Consider the following 23,133-nt stretch of genomic DNA (forward strand, 5'->3'; position numbering starts at 1 on the left):
GATGGCGTTTCGAAGTCCCGTGTCCGCACCGTTTCGTCGGGCGTGACTCCCCAGCCGTCGACATTACACGGCGAAGCCCCGCGCGATGCAAGAGCCCGGCCGTGATGCTTCGGCCCGGCTCTCGCCGATTCTTCCTCAGGAGCCGATGCCGAGGGACTTCAGCTTCCTGTGGAGGGCGGAGCGCTCCATGCCGATGAACTCGGCCGTGCGGGAGATGTTGCCGGAGAAGCGGGCGATCTGCGCGATCAGGTACTCGCGCTCGAAGATCTCCCGGGCCTCGCGGAGCGCCAGGCTCATCAGCTTCTCGCCGCCCGCGCCGGTCGGCGTGGTCGGAACCAGCGCGCCGATCTCGGTCGGCAGCATCTCCGAGGTGACCTCCTGCTCCGGGTCGGTCTGGGTCAGGATCATCAGCCGCTCGACGTTGTTGCGCAGCTGGCGGACGTTGCCGGGCCAGTCATGCGACTGGAGCACCGCCATGGCGTCCTCGGCGATGCGCCGCCGCGGCAGGCCCGTGGCCGCCGAGATCTGGTCCATGAAGAAGGCGAGCAGCTCCGGCACGTCCTCCCGGCGCTCGGCCAGGGAGGGCACGCGGATCGGCACCACCGAGAGGCGGTGGAACAGGTCCTCGCGGAAGCGGCCGCCGGCGATCTCCTCCGCGAGGTCGCGGGAGGAGGAGGAGATGATGCGCACGTCCACATGCACCCGCGTGGTGCCGCCGACGCGCTGGAAGTTCTGGTCGACGAGGACGCGCAGGATCCGGCTCTGCGTCTCCCGCGGCATGTCCGCGACCTCGTCGATGTAGAGGGTGCCGCCATGGGCCTCCTCCAGGGCGCCGACCCGGCGGGCCCGGCCCTCCCCGGCCTCGACGCCGAACAGCTCCGCCTCCATCGTCTCCGGCGTGATCGTCGCCGCGTTGATGACGACGAAGGGGCCGCTCGCCCGGGCGGAGGCGGCGTGCAGGGTGCGCGCGGACAGCTCCTTGCCCGAGCCCGGCGCGCCCGAGACCATGACGCGGGCATTGGTCGGGGCCACCCGCTCGATGGTCTGGCGCAACTGGTTCATGGCCACGGAACCGCCGACGAGGCGGCTCGCCTGGCCGGAGCGGGTCTTGAGGTCGCGCACCTCGCGCTTGAGGCGGGAAGCCTCCAGCGCCCGCTCGGCCACCAGGATCAGCCGGTCGGCCTTGAACGGCTTCTCGATGAAGTCGTAGGCGCCCGCCTTGATGGCCGAGACCGCGGTCTCGATGTTGCCGTGGCCGGAGATCATCACCACCGGCAGGTCCGGATGGCCCGCCTTGATCAGGTCGAGCACCTGCAGGCCGTCGAGGCGCGAGCCCTGCAGCCAGATGTCGAGGAAGACGAGATGCGGCCGTCGCGACTCGATCGCCGCCAGCGCCTCGTCCGAGCCGCTGGCCGTGCGGCAGCGATGGCCCTCGTCGTCGAGGATGCCGGCCACGAGGTCGCGGATGTCCGCCTCGTCGTCGACGATGAGGATATCGGCGCTCATGGCTGCATCTCCGCGACGCGTGGCGAACCCATGCTCTCGCTCTCCCTGTCCTTGTCCGTCGTATTCTTGTCGAGCGAGGCGGCGGCCGCTTTGGCCTCCGCCGCCGGGGCATGCCCGATCTCGCGCGGAACCCGCATGCGAACCTGTCCCCCCCGTCCTTCAGGGTTGTCGTTCAACTCGATGCCGCCGCCGTGCTCTTCGAGCACCTTGCTGACGATGGCGAGGCCGAGGCCCGTACCGCCTTCGCGCGTCGTCATATAGGGCTCCAGCAGGCGCTGACGCCCTTCCTGGGGAAATCCCTTGCCGTTGTCGGTGACTTCGATCACCGCGAAGTCGCCCTCGACGAGGAGCCGGAGGGCGACGCGGCCCTTCTCGCCGCTTTCCGCGAGCAGGGCCTCCACGGCCTGCACCGCCTCGACGGCGTTCTTCAGGATGTTGGTGAGCGCCTGGCTGAGCAGCCGCACGTCGAAGGCTGCCTCGACCTTTTCCGCGCCCTCCGGCCCCTCCGACGAGAACGGGAAGTCCAGCTCGGGATGCGCCATGCGGAGCATGAACAGGTTCTGCTTGGCGATCTCGGTGAGGTCCTGGCGCGTGATCGCCGGCTTGGGCATGCGCGCGAAGGACGAGAACTCGTCGACCATGCGCTTGATCTCGTCGACCTGGCGCACGATCGTCGCCGTGCACTGGTCGAAGACTTCCTTGTCCGCGGTGATGACCTTCCCGTACTTGCGCCGGATCCGCTCGGCCGAGAGCTGGATCGGGGTGAGCGGGTTCTTGATCTCGTGGGCGATGCGGCGGGCCACGTCCGCCCAGGCGGAGGTGCGCTGGGCCGAGACGAGGTCGGTGATGTCGTCCAGCGTCACCACGAAGCCGCGGGCGGCCCCCTGCGCCTGTTCGCTCGTCACCCGCACGGCGATGGTGCGTTCGCGCCCGCCCCGGGTCAGCTGGATCTGCTGCTGGAGCGCGCGCTGGCGCCCCTCCCCCTCCGGCAGCAGCGGCGCGAGCTCCGGCACCGCGGCGGTGAGCGGCATGCCGACGAGCGTCTCGGAGGCGAGCCCGAGGGTCCGCTCGGCGGAGGGGTTGGCGATGGTGATGAGGCCGCCGGCATCCACGCCGATCACCCCCGGCGAGACGCCGGAGAGCACGGCCTCCGTGAAGCGGCGGCGGCGGTCGATCAGCTCGCTCGCGGCGGTGAGGCCGTCATGCTGGCGGCGCAGCTCCTGCGTCATCTTGTTGAAGCTCTCGCCGAGATGGGCGAGGTCGCCATCCGTCTTCCGGGCCGGGACCTGGGCGTAGAAGTTGCCCGAGGCGACCTGGTCGGCGGCGTTGATCAGGCGGCGGATCGGGGCGACGAAGCGGTTGGCGAAGTTGAGCCCGAACCAGACCGCCGAGAGCAGGGCGATCAGCGAGATCAGCACGAAGACCGAGGCGAAGGCGATCTGGATCGAGCGGCGCAGGGAATCGTAGGTCAGGTACTCGGCCGCCGCCGCCCGCGACACGCCGGGGAAATCGATGGCGAGCTGGCTCACCTCCCGCTGCACCAGGAGCACGGCGTTGTCGTAGGCCGGCATGCGCAGCAGGGCGGCGAAGACCCGGCCCTCGGTCGGCAGCAGGCAGATCGGGTCGCTCGACTTCGCCGCATCCTCGAAGGCCGCCGCCGAGGGCAGCCGCGTCTGCTTGAGGACGTCGATATTGGCCCGCGCCACCACCTCGTTGGGGCCGCGCATGATCTTGGCGATGGGCAGGCCCAGGGCCGTGGCGCGGGTGGTGAGGAAGTTCTCGAACCAGTCCCGGTTCACGTCGAAATTCGGCCGCGCCCGCGTCAGGTCGTCCGTGAGGATGCGGATCTCCCGGGCGAGGGACTGGCACTGGTTCTCCTGATAGGCGTCGGCCACCTCCACGGATTTCAGCACCACGTCGCGCACCCGGTCGGTGAAGCCGAGGGACAGGCCCCGGTCGATCGTCACCGAGGCGACGATGGCGAGCAGGATGGTCGGCAGGATCGCGATCAGGCTGAACAGGCCGACGATGCGGCTGTGCAGCCGCGCCACCGTGGCATTGGCCTTGCGGGCATGCAGGAAGACCCGCGCCTCCCAGGCGATCACCACGACCAGCCCGAGCACCACGGCGGCGTTGATGGCGAGCAGGGTGACGCCCATGGTCGGCGTCGGCGTCACCTTGATGAGGCCGGCCAGGATCAGGAAGGTGATCGTGGCCGAGACCAGCGCCATGCCGACCATCGCCGCACCGGCCCAGCCCGGGCCGCGCGGGTTGGGGCGCGTCGTGGCCGTGGCGCCCGGCCCCTGCGGGCCGGAGGCGGTCGGCTCCTTGTTCTGTTCTTGCGACGGCATGGCTGATGCGGGGCCACAACAGTGTGGCGAAATTAATACGAATCCGGTCGCGGGGGCTCCGGAGCGGCGGTCCTGTCAGGCGGCGAGGCCGCCCCAGCGGCGCAGGTCGCGGAAGCGGCGGCCATCGGCGAAGCGGACGGTGACGCTCTCCGAGAGCCGGCCGGCCGCGGCGATCTGCAGGGCGGCGGGGCGCTCGAGTTCGTCGAAGCGGGCCAACGCGTCGGATACGCGCATCGGCACCGGCTCGGCGCCGCCGAAGGCCCGCCACCATTGCACCGCCTTCTCCCTGGCATGGCCCGAATGCTCAAGCCCGATCTCGATCCGGCAGCCGCCGCTCCGCCAGCGGAACACGGCTTCCAGACGGTCGGGCCCGCTGCCCCCGGGGCCGTGGGCCAGGTGCCAGGATTCGACGGGCCACCAGGGCGCGGCCGTCTCCGACAGGATCGGCAGGGCGTCCTCCGCGCTCGCCTCGTGGGGCGGCCCCCCGTCCTCCTCGGCTTCCGGCTCGACCCAGCAGGCCTCGCAGGTGCTGGCATTCAGCGCGATCAGGGCGCCGCAGCCGGGGCAGGGCTTGGCCCGGCTCAGGCCCGGCGCGGCGGCCCCCAGGGTGACGGAGCGGGCGGTCACCGCGTCCACCGGGCCGTGCATGCGCACGAGCCCGGCATAGTCGAGCACGATCGCGTCGGCCTTGCCGGGCGCGCGGCGCAGGGCGCGGCCGACCTGCTGCACGTAGAGGCCGGCGGATTGGGTCGGGCGCAGAAGGGCGACCAGATCGACCTCCGGTACGTTGAAGCCGGTGGTGAGCACCCCGACGGAGGCGAGGCAGCGGATCCGGCCGGCCCGGAAGGCCGCGACGACGCGGTCGCGCTCCCGCCGGTTCATGTCCCCGGTCACGGTCTCGCAGGAAAAGCCCTCCGCCCGCACCGCGTCGCGCACGGCGGCGGCATGGGCGAGCCCCGCGCAGAAGGCGAGCCAGGCCCGCCGCTCCCGGCCGTATTCCGCCATCTCCGCGACCGCGGCCCGGGTGACCCAGTCCTTGTTGACCGCGGCCTCCAGCGCCGAGGGCACGTAGTCGCCCCCGCGCTTGGGCACGCCGGTCACGTCGAGGGCGGTCGCCGTCGCCTTGCAGACGAGGGGCGCGAGATAGCCCTGGTGGATCAGGTCGCCGACCGCGGCCTCGTACACGATCCGCTCGAAGAGCTTGCCCTCCCCCTCGTCGAGCCGGCCGGAATCGAGGCGGTAGGGCGTGGCGGTGAAGCCGACGACGCGCAGCGCCGGGTTGCGCCGCCGGGCCGCGGCGAGGAAGCGGCCGTAGCTGGTCTCGACCGAGCGCGGCACCAGATGGGCCTCGTCGATGATGACGGCGTCGAAGGGGGCGAGCGTCTCCATCCGGTCGCGCACCGACTGGATGGAGCAGATCAGGATCTGGGCCTGCGCCTCGCGCCGTCCGAGGCCGGCGGAATAGAGGCCCGCCGGGGCGTGGGGCCAATAGGCCATGAGCTCGGCGTGGTTCTGCGCGACGAGCTCGCGCACATGGGTGACGACGCAGAGCCGCGCATCCGGCGCGCCCTCCAGCCATTCCCGGATCAGGGCGGCGATGACCAGGGCCTTGCCGGCCCCGGTGGGCAGCACGACGAGCCCCGGCCCCCCGCCCTCGGACCAGTGCCGGTCGAGGGCGTCCAGGGCGGCGCGCTGATAGTCACGGAGGCGGAGCATGGGCCGCGCCTCTAGCGCGGCCGGAGCGAGGAGAACAGAGGGGGATCGGAGGAGGCTGGGATCCCTCCCCCGTCGCGGTCAGCGGGAGGTGCGGAAGACCTGCAGGTCGAGGTCGCGCACCTTCTTGCGCAGGGTGTTGCGGTTGACCCCGAGCAGCTCCGCGGCGCGGATCTGGTTGCCGCGGGTGGCGGCCAGGGCCGCGCCGATCAGCGGGCCTTCGATCTCCCGCAGGATCCGGTGATAGAGGCCGGGCGGCGGCAGGGTGTCCCGGTAGCCCGAGAAATAATCGGCGAGGTGACGCTCGACGGCGCCCGACAGGGTCTCGCTCTCCCCCCCGGCCTTGCGGCCCCCCGCCGCCGTGGCGGCCTGGGGCTGGGCCAGCGGCAGGGTGTCGAGTTCCGCCTCGATGACCGGGCCGGTGATGGTCTCCTGCGGATAGAGCGCCGCGAGCCGCCGCACCAGGTTCTCGAGCTCGCGCACGTTGCCGGGCCAGCGGTAGCGCTTCAGCCGCTCCATGGCGTCGCCGTCGAGGGTCTTGCGGGTCAGGCCCTCGCGCTCGACCAGCACGAAGAAGTGGCGCACCAGGTCGGGCACGTCCTCGGCCCGCTCGCGCAGGGCCGGCAGGCGCAGGGGCACCACGTTGAGGCGGAAGAACAGGTCCTCGCGGAAGATGCCCTGCTGGATCGAGACCCGCAGGTCCTTGTTGGTCGCCGCGATGATGCGGACATTGGTCTTGATCGGCACGCGGCCGCCGACGGTGGTATACTCGCCCTGCTGAAGGACGCGTAGCAGCCGGGTCTGCGCCTCCATCGGCATGTCGCCGATCTCGTCGAGGAAGAGCGTCCCGCCCTCCGCCTGCTCGAAGCGGCCGGCCGAGCGCTGGAGCGCGCCGGTGAAGGCGCCCTTCTCGTGGCCGAACAGCTCCGATTCGATCAGGTCCCGGGGGATCGCGGCCATGTTGACCGGCACGAAGGGTCCGGAGCGGCGGCGGCCGTAATCGTGCAGCGCGCGGGCCACCAGCTCCTTGCCGGTGCCGGATTCGCCGGTGATCATCACGGTGAGGTCGGTCGGCATCAGCCGGGCCAGCGCCCGGTAGATTTCCTGCATGGCCGGCGAGCGGCCGACCAGGGGGATGTCCTCGTTCTCCGGGCCGGCGCCGGGCGGGGGGGCGCCGCGGGGGCGGGAGAGGGCGCGGCCGACGATCGCCGTCAGCTCCTTCAGGTCGAAGGGCTTGGGCAGGTACTCGTAGGCGCCCCGCTCCGAGGCGCGGATCGCGGTCATGAAGGTGTTCTGCGCGCTCATCACGATGATCGGCAGCTCCGGCCGCACCCGCTTGATGCGGGGCAGCAGGTCGAACACGTTCTCGTCGGGCATCATCACGTCGGTGATGACGAGGTCCCCCTCTCCCTGCGCGACCCAGCGCCAGAGCGTGGCGCAGTTGCCGGTGGAGCGGACCTCGTAGCCCGCTCGCGAGAGGGCCTGATTGAGGACCGTGCGGATCGCGGCGTCGTCGTCCGCGACGATGATGTGGCCGTTCGGCATGACGCTTGACTCGGGGCTCCGGGGATCACGGATCCACGCTGGACTCGCGCCCGTCTCGGGCGCTCGACATGGGCAGGAGGATGCGGAAGGCGGTTCGGCGGGGGGCGGGATCGCATTCGACGATCCCGCCGTGGTCGCCGACGATCTTGGCCACCAAAGCAAGACCGAGGCCGGTCCCCTGTGCCTTGGTGGTGACGAAGGGGTCGAACAGGTCCGGCAGCAGATCGGGCGGGATGCCCGGGCCGTTGTCCCGCACCGCCACCTCGATCGGCAGGCTGACGCGCTCGCGCGAGCCGGGCACCTGCAGGCGCAGGCCCGTGCGGAAGGCCGTCGAGAGGGTGATCTCGCCGTCGACCGCGTCCGCGCCGATCGCTTCGGTGGCGTTCTTCACGAGGTTGAGAATCACCTGGATCAGCTGGTCGCGGTTGCCGAGCACCGGCGGCAGGGAGGGATCGTAATTCTCGACGAAGCGGATGTGACGGGCGAAGCCCGACTGGGCCGAGCGCTTCACCTGGTCGAGCACCCCGTGCACGTTGACCGCCCCGCGCTCGACCGGGCGCTCCTCGCCGAACAGCTCCATGCGCTCGACGATGCGCACGATCCGGTCGGATTCGTCGCAGATCAGCCGGGTGAGGATGCGGTCCTCCTCCTCGCCGGACTGCTCGAGGAGCTGGGCGGCGCCGCGAATGCCGGCGAGCGGGTTCTTGATCTCGTGGGCCAGCATGGCGCCGAGGGCGATCATCGAGCGGGCCGCGCCGCGATGGGTGAGCTGCCGGTTCATCTTGTCGGCGATGGTGCGCTCCTGGAGCATCAGCACCACCGATTCGTCCTCGTCCCGCAGGGGGGTGGCGAAGACGTCGACGCTGCGTTCCTGGCCGGAGCGCGGCTGGGTCAGCTCGACCCGGTACTCCGCCACGCTGGAGCGGCGGCGGCGCACCTCGGCGACCAGGGCGATGATCGGCGAGGAGAAGGGGATGATGTCGCGCAGGCGTCCTCTGCGCATCAGCCGGGCCGAGGCGTCGAAGAACAGCTCCGCGGCGTGGTTGACCCGCAGGATGCGCTCGTCCGGGCCGATGGTGAGCACCGGCAGCGGCAGCGCGTTGAGCACGGCTTCCGCCGCGGGCTGGTCGCCCCAGGGGGGCGCCCCCTCGTCCGTCTCGTTCATGCGGCCTCGACGAGCGGCGTGCCGGCCGCGGTTTCGGCCCGGCCGTGCCGGGGTTCCAGGAAGGCGCGCCGCAGGAGCGCGCGGGCGAGCGCCGGATCGGTGGTGGTGAGGAGCCGCTGCCGCTCCTCGGGCGCCAGGGCGCCGGGGCCGGCCGCCTCGACATAGGCGGCCAGATGCTTGCGGGCGTGGCGCACGCCCATGGCGGCCCCGTAGAGGGCGATCAGCCCCTCGTAATGCTCGGTGGCGAGATCCGCCCGCTCGGCCCGGGACAGGACCCGCTCCGGCCGGCCGGCCAGGGCGTCGGCGAGGGCGCCGACGAGCCAGGGGCGGCCCACGGCGGCCCGGCCGACCATCACCCCGGCCGCGCCGGAGGCGGCGAGGCAGGCGCGGGCCTCCGCGGTCGCGCCGATATCGCCGTTGGCGAAGACGGGGATGCGCACGGCCTCGACCACGGCGCGGATCGCGCCCCAATCGGCCCGGCCCTTGTAGAATTGCTGCCGGGTGCGGCCATGGACGGTGACCGCGTTCAGGCCCAGGCCCTCGGCCCGGCGGGCGAGCGCGGGGGCGTTGAGGCTGGCCTGGTCCCAGCCCAGGCGCATCTTCACCGTGACGGGCACGTTGACAGCCGCCCGCACGGCGGCGAGGAGACGCGCCGCGTGGTCGAGGTCGCGCATCAGGGCCGAGCCCGCCTCCCCGCCGGTGACGGTCTTGGCCGGGCAGCCCATGTTGATGTCGATCACGTCGGCGCCGTTGTCGACCGCCAGCCGGGCGGCCTGTGCCATCGGCTCGGGGGCGCAGCCGGCGAGCTGGACGATGTGGGGGAAGACCCCGGCGCCCTCCGCCCGCAGCCGCGATTCCGCCTCGCCGCGGGCGAACTCGGCCGCGGCCACCATCTCGGAGACCACGGCGCTCGCCCCGAGGCGGCGGGCGATGCGCCGCATGTGCAGGTCGGTGACGCCCGAGAGCGGGGCGAGCAGGACGACCGGCGCGGCGCCGGTCGCCGCATCCGGGCTCGCCCCCTCGGCCCGTCCCGCGCCCCCGACGACGCTCAAATAATGGTCAGCGATCATTCTGCACAATAAATAGCCAAAGCGGAGCCGGACGCAAGCGCTTCGTTCGTTTGCCTTCGCGTCATCCCGAGCCTAAGAGCGCGGCACCTGGACCGTCCCTGTTATTTTTGCAATTCGAGGCTTCGTCATGTCCGAGCGCGCCGCGAGGCCGGAGATTGCCGCGGTGGTGGTGGCGGCGGGCAAGGGCGTGCGCATCGGCGGCGACGTGCCCAAGCAGTATCGCCGGGTCGGCGGCCGGGCCGTGCTGACGCGGACGCTGGCGGCTCTGGCCCGGCATCCGGGCATCGCCCGGATCCAGCCGGTGATCGCGCCGGACGCCGCCGCCTTCTACGCGGAATGCCTGGAGGACCTCGATTCGGCCGCCCGCGGGAAGCTCGCGGAGCCGGTGCCCGGCGGCGCCACGCGCCAGGGCTCGGTCCGGGCCGGGCTGGAGGCGCTGGCCGCGGCGGGCGCCCCGGATCTCGTGCTCGTGCACGACGCCGCCCGCCCCTATGTCGACGAGGCCCTGATCGACCGGGCCGTGGCGGCGGGGCGCGACCACGGCGCCGCGGTGCCGGGCGTGGCCGTCTCGGACACGATCAAGCTCGTGGAGGACGTGGCGCCGGGCATCGGCCGCGTCCACGAGACGCCGGCCCGGGAGCGGCTGCGCGCGGTGCAGACCCCGCAGAGCTTCCGCTTCGCCCCCCTGATCGAGGCCCATCGCCGGGCGCAGGCCGAGGGCCATGACGGCTTCACCGACGACGGGGCGCTGGCGGAATGGGCCGGCCTGCCCGTGGTCGTGTTCGAGGGCGATGCCCGCAACCGCAAGATCACCCAGGCCGCGGACCTGATCGACGCGGACCGGACTTTCTCCGGCCCCGCCGGCGGGGTATCTGATACGGCGATGACTGCTTACGTGACCCGCCTCGGCACCGGCTTCGACGTCCACGCCTTCACGGAGGGCGACCATGTCTGGCTCGGCGGCGTGAGGATTCCCGCCGATCGCGGCGTGCTCGCCCATTCCGACGGGGACGTGGCCCTCCACGCCCTGACCGACGCCCTGCTCGGCGCCATCGCCGACGGCGATATCGGCACCCATTTCCCGCCCTCCGACGAGAAATGGCGCGGCGCCGCTTCCGACCAGTTCCTGGCCCATGCCTGCTCGCTGGTGCGGGCCCGCGGCGGCAAGATCGACCATCTCGACATCACCGTGCTCGCCGAGGCGCCGCGCATCGGCCAGCACCGGGAGGCGATCCGCGCCCGCATCGCCGCGATCGCCGGCGTGCCGCTCACTGCAGTCTCGATCAAGGCGACCACCACGGAGAAGCTCGGCTTCGTCGGCCGGGCCGAGGGGCTCGCCGCCCAGGCCGCCGCCACCGTGCGCCTGCCGGAGGAATGCCCGCCCCTCGACGACGCGGCGGAGACGGCCGCGCGCCGCGCGTGATCGCCGACGCCGCCCTGCTCGCCCGCGCCGAGGCGCTGGTGCGGGCCTACGGGGCGGCAGGCAAGACGCTCGCGACGGCGGAATCCTGCACGGGCGGCCTGGTGGCCGGGCTGATCACTGCCGTGCCGGGTTCCTCCGCCGTGCTGGAGCGCGGCTTCGTCACCTATTCGAACGAAGCCAAGGCCGAATCGATCGGCGTGCCGATGGCGCTCATCGCGGCCCATGGCGCGGTGAGCGAGCCCGTGGCCCGCGCCATGGCGGAGGGGGCGCTCGCCGCCTCCCGCGCCGATCTCGCGGTCGCCGTCACCGGCATTGCCGGCCCGGGCGGGGGCAGCGCGGAGAAGCCGGTCGGCCTCGTGCATTTCGGGCTCGCCGTCCGGGACGGGGCGACGCGCCACGTGGCGCGCCGGTTCGGGGATCCCGGGCGCGGCGAGATCCGCCGGCTCTCGGTCGAGCAGGCGCTGGCGCTGCTCGAGGACGCCCTCGCCGGCGAGGGCGCCTGACCCGCGCTCCGGTCGCAAGGTCAGGCGCGGGACATCCTCTCAGACGGCGTGCTCCTTGATCGGTGCTTCGAGGGCGATGGCCGGCTCGTAGAGCCACTTGGCCAGGGCCCCCGCGACGACCGCGCCGAGGATCGGGGCGAGCCAGAACAGCCAGAGCTGCACAACGTACTCTCCCCCGGCAAAGAAGGCCGTCCCGGTGCTGCGGGCCGGATTGACCGAGGTGTTGGTGACCGGGATCGAGATCAGGTGGATCAGCACCAGGGCGAAGCCGATGGGAATGCCGGCAAAGCCCACCGCCGCCCCCTTCGAGGTCGTCCCGATGATGATGAACAGGAAGAAGAAGGTCAGCAGGAACTCGGTCAGGAAGCAGGCCGCCAGCTCGTACTGGCCGGGGCTCAGGGCGCCGTAGCCGTTCGAGGCGAAGCCGTTGGGCTGCCAGCCCGCCTTCCCGGAGGCGATCATGAAGAGGATGCCGGCGCCGAGAATCGCGCCGAGGACCTGCGCGACGATGTAGGGCAGGACGTGCCGGTTGGCGCAGCGTCCCGCGGACCACAGCCCCAGCGTGACCGCGGGATTGAAGTGTCCGCCGGAGATGTGGCCCACGGCATAGGCCATGGTCAGGACGGTCAGGCCGAAGGCCAGGGCGACGCCGAGAAATCCGATGCCGAGGGTCGGGTAGGCGGCCGACAGGACGGCGGCGCCACAGCCGCCGAAGGTCAGCCAGAAGGTTCCGAAGAACTCGGCTGCGGCCCGTTTCTGCGTATCGTGATCCATGATGGCCTCCAACTCTTGTCAGGAGCGTCGTCGGGGCGCGCCAGTTCTTGGAGGAAGAGCCTTCGGGCGGACGAAATCAAGGTCCTTGCAGACCATCGCCGATGCGAGGCCGGCCCCCGGCCCCAGCGCGCTCCGCGAAGCCCCGGCGGCTCCTGCGAACGCATGGGCGATGGCATGGGGAGGAAGGTACGTCCTTGATCGCACAATACTTCTGGTTTTCCGGCGTGATTTTTGCTGATAAAAAGCGAGGACTCCAAGGCATTCGCGCGTACGCAACCGAGGGTATTTTACTTTTTTAAATACAACTATAGATTATATTCGCTGCTAGAGGGCATTTGATCATGAGACCAGCTTTCGAGATGCTGAAATATCTTCTGGTCTGTGTGGCCAATGCCATCCCGCGCTTTCATGCGCTGGATTATATGCGCGTGTTCCTCTACCGGCTGGCCGGGTTGTCGATCGATCGGGAGACGCGCATTTCCGGCCCGTTGATCCTCGAATTCAGCTTCAGGCGGCCAACGCTGCGGCAAATCGCAATCGGCAGGGATTGCTTCATCGGGTATCACTGCCGCATATCTGCCTCGAAGGCGCAGGTATTCATCGGCAATCGATGCAATATCGGGCCCAATGTCTCGATCGATACGGCCGGGCATTGGTTCAATCACGAGCTCAATAAAAGAAATTCCTATCACAAGCCGGTCACGATCTCCGACAACGTCTGGATCGGGGCCGGATGCAAGATCCTTCCCGGCGTGTCCATCGGAGAGAATTCGGTGATCGGTGCCGGCTCGGTCGTCGCCAAGGACATCGAGAGCAACGTGCTCGCGGCCGGCGTTCCCGCCAAGCGCATCAAGGTTCTGGAAGAATTCGCGGTTTAGGCCCCGGCGGTCGAAGGGCCGGAGGCCGGGCCATCGCCGCGGCAGGTCGACCCCGATGGGATGCGCTGAGGCTGCGCCTCGCGCCGTGGCCGTCGCCCCTTCCGGCGGGGGGCAGGAGGCCTCAGGCCGGCACGCCGTACATGCGGTCGGCGCGGCTCTCGAAGGCGTCGGTGAACTTGCGGAACGCCTTGTCGAACATCTTCCCCATCAGGAGCCCGAGGGCGAAGCTCTTGAACTCGTAGGTGATGAAGAAGTCGATGTCGCAGCCGCCCTTGGCCCCGGGGCGGAAGCCCCAGCGATTCTCGAGATGCCGGAACGGCCCGTCGATATACTCGGCGGTGATCTTCAGGTTGGCCCGGTCGAGGGTGACCCGGGTGGTGAAGCGCTCGCGGATCGCCTTGTAGCCGACGCCCATCTCGGCGACCGCCACCTGCGTCCCGTTCGGCCCCTCCTGCCGGCGCAGCACGCGCAGGGATTCGCAGAGCGGCAGGAATTCCGGATAGCGCTCGATATCCGCGACCAGATCGTACATCTGCTCGGGCGTGTGGCGGACGTGCTTGGTGATGCGGAAGGACGGCATCGGGGTTCAGGCGCCTGCGAGGGGCGCGGCCCCGTGCTTGGCGAGGCGCGCCGCCTGCAGGCGGGCGAAATCCTCGCCCGCATGGTGCGACGAGCGGGTCAGGGGCGTCGCCGAGACCAGGAGGAAGCCCTTGGCATAGGCGGTCGTCTCGTAGGCCTTGAACTCGTCGGGCGGCACGAAGCGCACGACCTCGTGGTGCTTGCGGGTCGGCTGCAGGTACTGACCGATGGTCAGGAAGTCCACATCCGCCGAGCGCAGATCATCCATGAGTTGCACGACCTCGTTCCGCTCCTCGCCGAGACCGACCATGATGCCGGACTTGGTGAAGATGGTCGGATCGAGTTCCTTCACCCGCTGCAGGAGCCGCACGGAGTGGAAGTAGCGCGCCCCCGGCCGCACGGTGACGTACTTGCCCGGCACCGTCTCCAGGTTGTGGTTGAACACGTCGGGCCGCGCCTCGACCACCCGCTCCAGGGCGCCCTTCTTGCGCAGGAAGTCGGGGGTCAGGATCTCGACCGTGGTGCCGGGGCTCGTCGCGCGGATCGCGCGGATGGTGCGGAAGAAATGCTCCGCGCCGCCATCGGCCAGGTCGTCCCGGTCGACGGAGGTGACGACGACATGGTGCAGGCCGAGCTTGGCCACGGCGTCGGCGACCTTCTGCGGCTCGTCGCCATCGAGCCCCTCGGGCAGGCCGGTGCGCACGTTGCAGAAGGCGCAGGCCCGCGTGCAGGTGTCGCCCATGATCATGAAGGTGGCGTGCCGCTTCTCCCAGCACTCGCCGATATTCGGGCAGCCCGCCTCCTCGCAGACCGTGACGAGCTTGTTCGCGCGCACGATCTCCTTGGTCTCGGCCCAGAGCTTCGAGCCCGGCGCCTTCACCCGGATCCAGTCCGGCTTGCGCTGGATCGGCGTGTCGGGGCGGTGCGCCTTCTCCGGATGGCGCGGCCGCGCCGCCTCCGGCAGCCGGGTGCGGGTGTCGTTGTTGAGGAGGTCGAGGACGACGGCCATGGCTCTCGGGGCGCTCAGGCGGGGCGATCCGCGCCAGCCAGCACGAACCGGATCGGTCAGCCCTGACTTAAGGCGCCCGGCGCCGGCCCGCAAACCCGCGCGGGGAACGGCCGCGACAGAACGCGGCCTCCGTCAGCCCCACTGCTCGTCGGCGACGCGGCAGATGTTGCGGGCGGGGTCGACCGTGGCGTGCCGGGCGTGGGCGCTGCCGGGCGCGGAGGCGTAGCGCGTGGGCACGCGGGCGGGCAGCGCCGGGGCCTGCGCGACCGCGACCGGCGCGGCCACCGGGGCGAGGCCGGGGGCCTTCGGGGTGCTCGGCACGAGGGTCGCGTCGGAGAGCGCGGCGACCTGGAGCGGCACCAGGGAGCCGGTGGCGGTGCGCACCACGGCATGGGGGATGGGGGCGGGCAGGTAACCCTCGCGGTCGCTCTTCTCGTAGAAGGCGTTGCCGCCGGCCTGCGCCACGTAATGCATGTTGTCGTAGGGGTAGCTGCGCCCGGCGGTGTGGAAGTGCAGGGCCTGGCCGACGCCGGAATGGCGCTGGCCGGAGAGCAGCGCGTCGGCCACCTTCTCGATGCGCGGACGGTCCTGGTCGCGGACCGCGCGGTTGAGCACGCCGGTGGCGAACTGGCGCTTCTGGCCGACCACCTCGCAGACGCTGCCCGGATATTTCGGCGAATCGAGGCGGTTCATCACCACCGTGCCGACGGCGAGCAGGCCCTCTTCGTCGCTCCGGTTCGATTCGAAGTACATCGCCCGGGCGAGGCACTCCTTATCCGCCCTGGTCGGCGCGGCGACGACCTTGGCGTTGGGGGCGATGGAGCCGGTGGTCATCTCCTGCGGGCGCAGAACGCCGCATCCGCCGAGTCCGGGGCCCGCCGTCAGCGTGGCCAGGACGATGCCGGTTTGGATGCGTCGGTCGAACCGCATGCAGGCTCCTCAGCGATTGTCCCGGGACGGCCCCGGAACCCCAGGGTGCAACGGCTAAGGTCGAAGCGCAAAGGAACCGTTAAGCCTGACCTTCGATTCCAAAATGTGTGTGACTTTTCGCACACGGTCCCGGCCACGCGCCCGAGGGGTCAACCGGTGAGGGCGGTCGACCCCCGAAAAACACCGGTCCGCCGGATCCGTGGGACGGACTTCAGGGTTCCCTCGAACGGCGCCGTCCTTCGGCGCAGGCGGGAAGGGAGCGGTCATGTCGGACAGCACGGCGATGATGGACGAACGTCTGCGCGACGAGGCCTCCAAGGCCGGGCGCGAGGCGCTGGAGGCGGCCCTTCAGCGCTTCAGCCGCGAGGAGCGCGAGGCCTTCTGGAACGCCATCGGCCTCTATTACTCGGGCCGCCGCCACCCGGGCGCCGGCGAGAGGCCGGCCGAGAGCGTGGCGGTGGTGGCCGCCTGATCCCCGGATCTACGGCGGCCCTGCGATTCCGGTTCCGAAACGGCGAAGGCCGCGGATCCTGCGATCCGCGGCCTTCGCGCGTTGGCTTGTGAGGTCGGGCTCAGCCGTAGACCGGGAAGCGGTCGGTCAGCGCGTGGACCTGCTCCTTGATCTTGGCCTCGGTCGCGGCGTCGCCGCTCTCGCCCTTCTCGGCCAGCCCGTTCAGCACCTCGACGATGAAGCCGCCGACCTGCTTGAACTCGGCCACGCCGAAGCCGCGGGTGGTGCTCGCCGGGGTGCCCAGGCGGATGCCCGAGGTGATGGTCGGCTTCTGCGGGTCGAAGGGCACGCCGTTCTTGTTGCAGGTGATGTGGGCGCGCGACAGCGCGGCCTCGGCCGCCTTGCCGGTCAGGCCCTTCCGCTGCAGGTCGACCAGCATCAGGTGGTTGTCGGTGCCGCCCGAGGTGATGTCGTAGCCGCCCGAGATGATGGTGTCGGCGAGCGCCTTGGCGTTGTCGATCACCTGCTTGGCGTAGACCTTGAACTCCGGCGTCAGGGCCTCGCCGAAGGCCACGGCCTTGGCGGCGATGACGTGCATGAGCGGGCCGCCCTGCAGGCCGGGGAAGATCGCCGAGTTGAACTTCTTGGCCAGCGCCTCGTCGTTCGTGAGGATCATGCCGCCGCGCGGGCCGCGCAGGGTCTTGTGCGTCGTCGTGGTGGCGACGTGGGCATGGGGGAACGGCGAGGGATGCAGGCCCGCGGCGACGAGGCCGGCGAAGTGGGCCATGTCGACGAAGAAGTAGGCGCCGACGGAATCGGCGATCTCACGGAACTTGGCGAAGTCCCAGTGGCGCGGATAGCCCGAGCCGCCGGCGATGATCACCTTCGGCTTGTGCTCCTGGGCGAGGCGCTCGACCTGCTCCATGTCGATGCGCTGGTCCTCCCGGCGCACGGTGTAGGAGACCGGCTTGAACCACTTGCCCGAGACGTTCGGCGGGGCGCCGTGGGTGAGGTGGCCGCCGGCGGCGAGGTCGAGGCCGAGGAAGGTGTCGCCGGGCTGCATCAGGGCCATGAACACGCCCTGGTTGGCCTGGGAGCCGGAATTCGGCTGCACGTTGGCGAACTCGCAGCCGAACAGCCGCTTGGCGCGGTCGATGGCGAGGTTCTCGGCGATGTCCACGAACTGGCAGCCGCCGTAGTAGCGCCGGCCCGGATAGCCTTCGGCGTACTTGTTGGTGAGCACCGAACCCTGGGCTTCCAGCACCGCGCGGGAGACGATGTTCTCCGAGGCGATCAGCTCGATCTCGTGCTGCTGCCGGCCGAGCTCCTGCTCCAGCGCCTTGGCGAGCTCGGGATCGGTCTCGGTGACGTGGGCGGAGAAGAAGCGGTTGGTGGCGGAATGGGCGGTGGCGGTGCCGGCGCTCATGGGATGGGCCTCATTGGTCTGTTTATACGGGCTGACGCACCCGTTCGGTCCCGTCGGCGTATACGGGGGGCGTTCCGCGCGAGTCGTACACGCTCGCGGGAGACAGGCCAACCGCATGTGATTTTGGGCTTGTATTCAAAAAAATTCAGGTACTAGGCAGAGGCCGCCCCAACCTCGGCCCGCCGAAACCCTTGGTCCGGGCCCGGTTCCTGCGTTCCGCCCCGATCGGGAGCGCGCCTTGCGGGCACCCCGGCTGCGGGGGTCTCGAAGGTGCGTTCGCCGGTCGTCGCGTCGCAGGGCCGCATCCCGCGGCTCTGAATCCGTCTGTTCGAAAGCGCGTTCTACCCGATGATCAGCACGTTCGATCTGTTCAAGATCGGGATCGGCCCGTCGAGCTCGCACACCGTCGGGCCCATGGTCGCCGCGCGCCGGTTCCGCGAGGCGATCCTCGCGCGCGGCGGCGTCGCCCGCGTGAGCGCGGAGATCCACGGCTCCCTCGCCTGGACCGGGCGCGGCCACGGCACCGACGTGGCGATCCTCCTGGGGCTGCTCGGCCACGATCCGGCGACGATCGACCCGGACCTGACCACCCCGCTCGCCGCCGATCTGCGACGCACCGGCGATCTCGGCATTCCCGGCCTCGTCTTCGACGCCGAGCGCGATCTCGTCTTCAACTACAGCGAGGTGCTGCCGCTCCATACCAACGGCATGCGCTTCCGCGCCTACGACGCGGCGGGCGCGCTTCTGGAGGAGCAGGTCCGCTACTCGATCGGGGGCGGCTTCGTCGTCGCCGACACCGCCGCCGCGGACGCGCCGGCGGTGGTGCCGGACTTCGCCTTCGGCTCCGCCCGCGAGCTCCTCGACCTGACGCTCCGCACGGGGCTCACCATCCCGCAGATCCAGTTCGCCAACGAGCTGAGCCTGCGCAGCGGCCCCGAGATCGAGGCGGGGCTCGACGCGATCCGCGACGCGATGTTCGCCTGCATTGAGCGCGGCCTGCGCATGGAGGGCGAGCTGCCCGGCGGCCTGAAGGTGCGGCGGAGGGCCAGGCGCCTGCACGAGTCCCTCGAGGCCGCGAAGCTCTCGAACAGCCGCCCCGCCCACGAGATCATGGACTGGATCAGCCTGTTCGCCCTCGCCGTGAACGAGGAGAATGCCTCCGGCGGCCGGGTGGTGACCGCGCCGACCAACGGCGCGGCCGGCATCATCCCGGCGGTGCTGCGCTACGCCCGCGACTTCTGCCCCGGCTGGAGCGATGCCCGCGGCCGGGACTTCCTGCTCACCGCGGCGGCGATCGGCGGCCTCATCAAGGCCCGCGCCTCGATCTCGGGGGCCGAGGTCGGCTGCCAGGGCGAGGTCGGCTCGGCCGCCGCCATGGCCGCGGCCGGCCTCACCGCGGCGCTGGGGGGCTCGGCCTTCCAGATCGAGAATGCCGCCGAGATCGCCATGGAGCACCATCTCGGCATGACCTGCGACCCGATCGCCGGACTGGTCCAGGTGCCCTGCATCGAGCGCAACGCCTTCGGGGCCAACAAGGCGGTGGTGGCGGCCTCCCTGGCGCTGCGCGGGGACGGCGAGCACCGGGTGACCCTCGACGAGGTCATCGAGACCATGCGTCAGACCGGCCTCGACATGCAGTCGAAGTACAAGGAGACCTCGCTCGGCGGCCTCGCGGTCAACGTCGCGGCCTGCTGACGGCCTCTGTTCCGAGGGCGGGGAATCCTGCCGAGGGGGCCGTGGCGGGATCCTGGCGGAAGCGGATGGGAATCGAACCCACCCAACGCTGTTGGCGTTGCGCTGGTTTTGAAGACCAGGGGGGCCACCAGACCCCGTTCGCCTCCGCCGCCGGTGATAGCAAAGGCCGGCGACCCGCAACAGGTCCCCGGGCTGCGGCACGATTTCTTCCCGCGATCAGGCGTCCAGCGCGTCGAGGGAGGCGAGGAGGCCGGCCTCGTCCTCGAGCGTCCGCAGGTCGAGGCGCAGGGCTCCCTCGCTGACCCGGCCGATCACCGGCACGGGCAGGGCGCGCAGGGCGGCGGCCATGCGCTTGAGCCAGGCCCCCTCCCCCTTGCGGCCCGACCCCTCCGGCGGGCGCAGGGCGAGGCAGGCGCTGGGCAGGGTCTCGACCGGCAGCGCCCCGGAGCCGATCTGGCTCATGCAGGGCTCGACGCCGATCGCGGCCCGGCCGGCGAGCCTCGCGGCGATTTCCGGCGCGAGCCGCTCGGCCTGGGCGAGGATGGCCGCCCGCTCGCGGGTGAGCAGGCGCAGGGCCGGCAGGCGCTCGTGCAGGCGCTCGGGATGCAGGTAGAGCCGCAGCACGGCGGCGAGCGCCGCATAGGTCATCTTGTCGACCCGGAGCGCGCGCTTGAGCGGGTTCTTGCGCACCTTGGCGACGAGATCGGCCCGCCCGGCGACGATCCCGCATTGCACGGCGCCGAGGAGCTTGTCCCCGGAGAAGGTGACGAGGTCGGAATGCGCCAGCACCGCGCGCACGGTCGGCTCGGGGGGCAGGCCGTAGGCGGAAAAGTCGATCAGGTTGCCGCTGCCGAGATCGACGGCGAAGGGCACGCCCCGCTCCGCGCAGAGCGTCGCCAGGGCCGCCTCCTCCACTTCTGCGGTGAAGCCGTGGATGGCGTAGTTGCTCTGATGCACCTTCATGACGAGGCCGGTCCGCTCGCCGATCGCCTCCGCATAGTCCTTGAGATGCGTGCGGTTGGTGGTGCCGACCTCCCGCAGCCGGCAGCCGGCTCGGGCCATCACGTCGGGCACCCGGAAGGAGCCGCCGATCTCGACGAGCTCGCCCCGGGACACGATCACCTCTTTGCGCAGGGCGAGCGCGTTGAGGACGAGGAGCACGGCGGCGGCGTTGTTGTTGACGACGACGGCCGCCTCGGCCCCGGTCAGCCGGCAGATCAGGGCCTCGACATGGTCGTCGCGCTCGCCGCGCTCGCCCCGGGCCAGGTCGAATTCGAGGTTCGAGGCCTGCAGCATCACCGCCGCGACCGCCTCCGCCGCCTCCGGCGGCAGGGGCGCGCGGCCGAGATTGGTGTGCAGCACCGTTCCCGTGAGGTTGAAGACCGGGCGCAGGGAGGGCGCGTTCTCGGCTTCGAGGAGCCTCTGCGCCCGGGCGAGCAGGGGGGCGGCCTCCGCGGCCGGCGCCGCCCTGCCCTCCCGCATCGCGGCGAGCACCGCCCGCAGGGCGTGGGTGAGCGCCTGGCGGCCGTAGCGCTCGGCCAGGGGCGCGGCGGCGGCCTCGGTGAGGAGCCGCTCGACAGAGGGCGGGCGGAGGGGGTGGGGCGGCGCGGGCGCGGTCATGGCCGCGATCTAGGGCATCGGCGCGGGAAGGGGGACCGGCTTTTCGGGGCAGCCGGTGCGGAACGCGCTTCCCGGGCCTCAGGCGCTGTGGGCGAGGGTCAGCTGCGGGCGCAGGGCGCGGCTGGCGGCGGGGGCGGCCCGGCTGGCGCCGAGCTCGACGCATTGCCGCTCCCGGGCGATGAAGGCGGTCGGCATGGCCGCCTGCATCTCGGCCTCGACCGCGCGCAGCTGCGCGTCGCTGTGGGCCGGGTGGAGGTGGATGATCGCGAGCGCCTTCGCGTCGGCGGCCTTGGCGAGCTCCACGCCCTTCTGCCAGGTGGAGTGACCCCAGCCGCAGCAGCGGGGATACTCGCTCTCGGTGAACATGCCGTCATAGACGAGGAGGTCCGCCCCCTCGACGAAGGCGCGCAGGCTCGGATCCGGCCAGGGGTCGGTGTGCTCGATGTCGCTGATGACGCAGAGGCGCTTGCCCGCATGCTCGAAGCGGTAGCCGACCGAGCCCTGCGGATGGTTCAGCAGGATGGTGTCGACCCGCGACCCGTCCGCGAAGACCAGGGGCTCGCCGGCCTTGAAGCCGTGATGCTCGATGCGGCAGGGCAGCACGTCGAGGGTGATCGGGAAGAGCGGCGGCGCGAACATGCGGCCGAGCGCCTCGCCGGCGCAGGCGCCGTCGAGATTGCCGCAATAGGTGCGGATGGTGCGGTCCGCATCGAAGACGGCCGGCTTGAAGAAGGGCAGGCCGGCGGTGTGATCGAGATGCAGGTGGCTGAACAGCAGGTCGATGTCCTGCGGCAGCGGCCCGGTGCATTCCCGGCCGAAGGCGCCCAGCCCCGAGCCCGCATCGAGCACGAACAGGCGCTCGCCGCAGCGGATCTCCAGGCAGGGGGTGTTGCCGCCGAACTCGACGGTGTCCGGACCGCTGACCGGCGTGGAGCCGCGCACGCCCCAGAAACGAAGGACAAGGGCGTCGTCCGAAGAAGGGTGAGAAACCATATCCGATACCAGTCGCCCGGCCGCGAGGCCGCGAGCGTTCTTCGTGTCGCGCCGGTGTCGTCGCATCTCAACAGGAATGCGGTTCGACAAGGTAACGGGCGCGAAGTGTACAGTGAGGATGTGGGAGCCGCCTATGCCCGTTCGTGTGCGTGCACGCACACGGCGTTTTGAAGGCAGGGCCCTGGAACCGGATGCATCTCACCGTTGCGCCACCTGCGCGACATGCGGGGCCGCCTCGATCGGCTCGAAGGCGGGGGTGTCGTTGTCCAGGCTGGCGCGCAGGATCCGCGGCCAGGATTCGGCATAGCGCGTGGCCAGGGGGGCGAAGGCCGGGGCCGGCGCCTCCCAGGCCGAGACGAAGCCGGCGATTCGGGTGGCCTGCGCGGAGAGCGGGCTGCCGGGTGCGATCGCCGCCGCCCAGACCGCCTCGGGCAGGGGCGACGGCGGGGCCGGCCGGCGCCGGGCCGGGATCACGATCACGTCCTGGCCGGCATAGGCGAGCGCTTCCGGGCGGCTGATGTCGCCGACGGGCACGCCCTTGGCGATCAGCGAGGCCCAGAACGGATGCTGCCCGCCATCGGAATAGGTGGTGCGCACGGCCGCCGAGCCGTCCTCGACGAGGCTCGCGATCTTCGCCTCCTCGCTCTTGTGGTGGGCGACGGCCTCCGCTTCCTTGGCCGGATCCTTCGAGGGGGCGAAGGCGTAGCGGCCGGCCGCCACGCTCACCACCGGCTCCTCGCCCGTGGCCTCGAAGCGGTCCGAGCCTTCCTTGAGCTGGCGCCAGAAGCCGATATTGGGATCGGTGCGGTAGCGGGCCATGTTGGCCGCGCTCATGCGGAAGGGGAAGGACTGGAACTGGAAGGCGGTCTGCCCGCCGGCGAAGGCGTCCCGGGCGATGGCGAACAATTCGCCGGCGACCTTGTCGGTCATGGCGAAGCAGCCCATCGACGAGCAGATGCCGTGCACCATCACCGCCGAGCCGGTGCCGCCATGGGCCCTGTCGTAGGCGTTGGGATAGCCGATGTCGAAGGAGAGATAGTAGCGGGAATGCGGGTTCATCTGGCTCTTGGCCACGGTGTAGAACCCTTCCGGCGTCTGCCGGTCGCCCGAGCGGGTCTTGGGGCCGAGCTGACCCGACCAGCGGCAGATCGGATAGGTCTTCACGTGGACGAAGCGGCCGTTGCCGGCCTTCTTCCAGACCTCGATCTCCGATTCCTTCTTGTAGGCGCGCAGGAGCAGCGGCGCCGCCGGCGTCGTGTCCCTGGCCGCCATCAGGGCGAGGGTCGGGCCGGGAATCGGGGCGAGCGCCTTGTCGGGCTCGGCGCGGGCCGGAATCGCCCCGGCGAGGAGGATCGCCAAGGCGGAGAGGGCGACAAACCGAGGGAGCATGCACCGCCCGGATACAGAACGGCCCTGCGCCGAATCGCGGGGCCGGCCGCCGCACGGCGGAAGATTGACCGGATGCTCCTGCTTTTGGGCGGTTTTGAGAAGAGGGCCGGCAA

Annotated in this window: 19 protein-coding genes and 1 tRNA gene; 5 read left to right on the top strand and 15 right to left on the bottom strand. The window is 71.0% G+C overall.

The features are described 5' to 3' along the window. Positions 1-135: 135 nt before the first annotated feature. The 6 genes from ntrX to dusB form a co-directional block, all read right to left on the bottom strand. On the bottom strand, positions 136-1,506 hold the full coding sequence (gene ntrX, locus MMB17_RS21280; protein ID WP_238310697.1) for a nitrogen assimilation response regulator NtrX: 1,371 nt from the start codon (positions 1,504-1,506) through the stop codon (positions 136-138). After that, entirely contained in the window at positions 1,503-3,857 is a 2,355-nt protein-coding gene (locus MMB17_RS21285) for a sensor histidine kinase NtrY-like (RefSeq protein ID WP_241100195.1), read from the bottom strand. Before MMB17_RS21285 ends, ntrX begins: the two co-directional genes overlap by 4 nt. Positions 3,858-3,932: 75 nt before the next feature. Further along, complete coding sequence (locus MMB17_RS21290) at positions 3,933-5,573, bottom strand: DEAD/DEAH box helicase (RefSeq protein ID WP_241100196.1); 1,641 nt, start codon at positions 5,571-5,573, stop codon at positions 3,933-3,935. Positions 5,574-5,651: 78 nt separating this feature from the next. Continuing rightward, on the bottom strand, positions 5,652-7,115 hold the full coding sequence (gene ntrC, locus MMB17_RS21295) for a nitrogen regulation protein NR(I) (protein WP_238310694.1): 1,464 nt from the start codon (positions 7,113-7,115) through the stop codon (positions 5,652-5,654). A 25-nt stretch (positions 7,116-7,140) separates the two neighbouring features. Then, on the bottom strand, positions 7,141-8,280 hold the full coding sequence (locus MMB17_RS21300; RefSeq protein WP_238310693.1) for a two-component system sensor histidine kinase NtrB: 1,140 nt from the start codon (positions 8,278-8,280) through the stop codon (positions 7,141-7,143). Further along, positions 8,277-9,350: a tRNA dihydrouridine synthase DusB gene (gene dusB / locus MMB17_RS21305; protein WP_241100197.1), complete on the bottom strand. Its 1,074-nt coding sequence runs from the start codon at positions 9,348-9,350 to the stop codon at positions 8,277-8,279. The genes MMB17_RS21300 and dusB overlap by 4 nt, the downstream gene beginning before the upstream one ends. 127 nt (positions 9,351-9,477) lie before the next feature. Here dusB and MMB17_RS21310 point away from each other — a divergent pair, with 127 nt between their 5' ends. Both MMB17_RS21310 and MMB17_RS21315 read left to right on the top strand, forming a co-directional pair. Continuing rightward, positions 9,478-10,773, top strand: a complete 1,296-nt coding sequence (locus MMB17_RS21310) for a bifunctional 2-C-methyl-D-erythritol 4-phosphate cytidylyltransferase/2-C-methyl-D-erythritol 2,4-cyclodiphosphate synthase (RefSeq protein ID WP_238310691.1) — start codon at positions 9,478-9,480, stop codon at positions 10,771-10,773. Beyond that, positions 10,770-11,276: a CinA family protein gene (locus MMB17_RS21315; RefSeq protein WP_241100198.1), complete on the top strand. Its 507-nt coding sequence runs from the start codon at positions 10,770-10,772 to the stop codon at positions 11,274-11,276. Before MMB17_RS21310 ends, MMB17_RS21315 begins: the two co-directional genes overlap by 4 nt. 39 nt (positions 11,277-11,315) lie before the next feature. Here the strand turns inward: MMB17_RS21315 and aqpZ are convergent, their stop codons facing one another. Continuing rightward, complete coding sequence (aqpZ, locus tag MMB17_RS21320; RefSeq protein ID WP_241100199.1) at positions 11,316-12,050, bottom strand: aquaporin Z; 735 nt, start codon at positions 12,048-12,050, stop codon at positions 11,316-11,318. A gap of 359 nt (positions 12,051-12,409) precedes the next feature. Between aqpZ and MMB17_RS21325 the strand changes: the two genes are divergently transcribed. Further along, complete coding sequence (locus MMB17_RS21325; RefSeq protein WP_238310688.1) at positions 12,410-12,928, top strand: DapH/DapD/GlmU-related protein; 519 nt, start codon at positions 12,410-12,412, stop codon at positions 12,926-12,928. A 121-nt stretch (positions 12,929-13,049) separates the two neighbouring features. On the opposite strand, the gene MMB17_RS21330 is transcribed toward MMB17_RS21325, so the two are convergent. The 3 genes from MMB17_RS21330 to MMB17_RS21340 all read right to left on the bottom strand — a co-directional run bounded on the left by MMB17_RS21330 (position 13,050) and on the right by MMB17_RS21340 (position 15,446). Beyond that, positions 13,050-13,508: a type II toxin-antitoxin system RatA family toxin gene (locus MMB17_RS21330; protein ID WP_238310687.1), complete on the bottom strand. Its 459-nt coding sequence runs from the start codon at positions 13,506-13,508 to the stop codon at positions 13,050-13,052. A gap of 6 nt (positions 13,509-13,514) precedes the next feature. Next, the gene (gene lipA / locus MMB17_RS21335) at positions 13,515-14,516 is read right to left on the bottom strand and encodes a lipoyl synthase (RefSeq protein ID WP_238310686.1); all 1,002 of its coding nucleotides are present in this window, start codon (positions 14,514-14,516) and stop codon (positions 13,515-13,517) included. A 132-nt stretch (positions 14,517-14,648) separates the two neighbouring features. Beyond that, positions 14,649-15,446 carry a cell wall hydrolase gene (locus MMB17_RS21340; protein WP_241100200.1) on the bottom strand — a complete coding sequence of 266 codons (798 nt, stop codon included), beginning with the start codon at positions 15,444-15,446 and terminating at the stop codon, positions 14,649-14,651. Positions 15,447-15,711: 265 nt separating this feature from the next. Here MMB17_RS21340 and MMB17_RS21345 point away from each other — a divergent pair, with 265 nt between their 5' ends. Beyond that, complete coding sequence (locus MMB17_RS21345; RefSeq protein ID WP_238310684.1) at positions 15,712-15,918, top strand: hypothetical protein; 207 nt, start codon at positions 15,712-15,714, stop codon at positions 15,916-15,918. 100 nt (positions 15,919-16,018) lie between these two features. Here MMB17_RS21345 and glyA read toward each other — a convergent pair whose 3' ends face one another. Next, positions 16,019-17,323: a serine hydroxymethyltransferase gene (glyA, locus tag MMB17_RS21350; RefSeq protein WP_241100201.1), complete on the bottom strand. Its 1,305-nt coding sequence runs from the start codon at positions 17,321-17,323 to the stop codon at positions 16,019-16,021. Positions 17,324-17,671: 348 nt separating this feature from the next. Here glyA and MMB17_RS21355 point away from each other — a divergent pair, with 348 nt between their 5' ends. After that, positions 17,672-19,018 (top strand): L-serine ammonia-lyase, encoded by a 1,347-nt coding sequence (locus MMB17_RS21355; protein ID WP_241100202.1) that lies wholly within the window; start codon positions 17,672-17,674, stop codon positions 19,016-19,018. Positions 19,019-19,071: 53 nt separating this feature from the next. Here the strand turns inward: MMB17_RS21355 and MMB17_RS21360 are convergent. The 4 genes from MMB17_RS21360 to MMB17_RS21375 form a co-directional block, all read right to left on the bottom strand. Beyond that, positions 19,072-19,164, bottom strand: a tRNA-Sec gene (locus MMB17_RS21360). 70 nt (positions 19,165-19,234) lie between these two features. Continuing rightward, positions 19,235-20,638 carry an L-seryl-tRNA(Sec) selenium transferase gene (gene selA, locus MMB17_RS21365; RefSeq protein ID WP_241100203.1) on the bottom strand — a complete coding sequence of 468 codons (1,404 nt, stop codon included), beginning with the start codon at positions 20,636-20,638 and terminating at the stop codon, positions 19,235-19,237. Positions 20,639-20,716: 78 nt separating this feature from the next. Next, positions 20,717-21,631, bottom strand: a complete 915-nt coding sequence (locus MMB17_RS21370; RefSeq protein ID WP_241100204.1) for an MBL fold metallo-hydrolase — start codon at positions 21,629-21,631, stop codon at positions 20,717-20,719. 198 nt (positions 21,632-21,829) lie between these two features. Next, positions 21,830-23,020: a L,D-transpeptidase family protein gene (locus MMB17_RS21375; protein ID WP_241100205.1), complete on the bottom strand. Its 1,191-nt coding sequence runs from the start codon at positions 23,018-23,020 to the stop codon at positions 21,830-21,832. Between the last annotated feature and the right edge of the window lie 113 nt (positions 23,021-23,133).

This window comes from Methylobacterium organophilum, assembly GCF_022533465.1.
In the GTDB taxonomy this organism is placed as follows: domain Bacteria; phylum Pseudomonadota; class Alphaproteobacteria; order Rhizobiales; family Beijerinckiaceae; genus Methylobacterium; species Methylobacterium organophilum.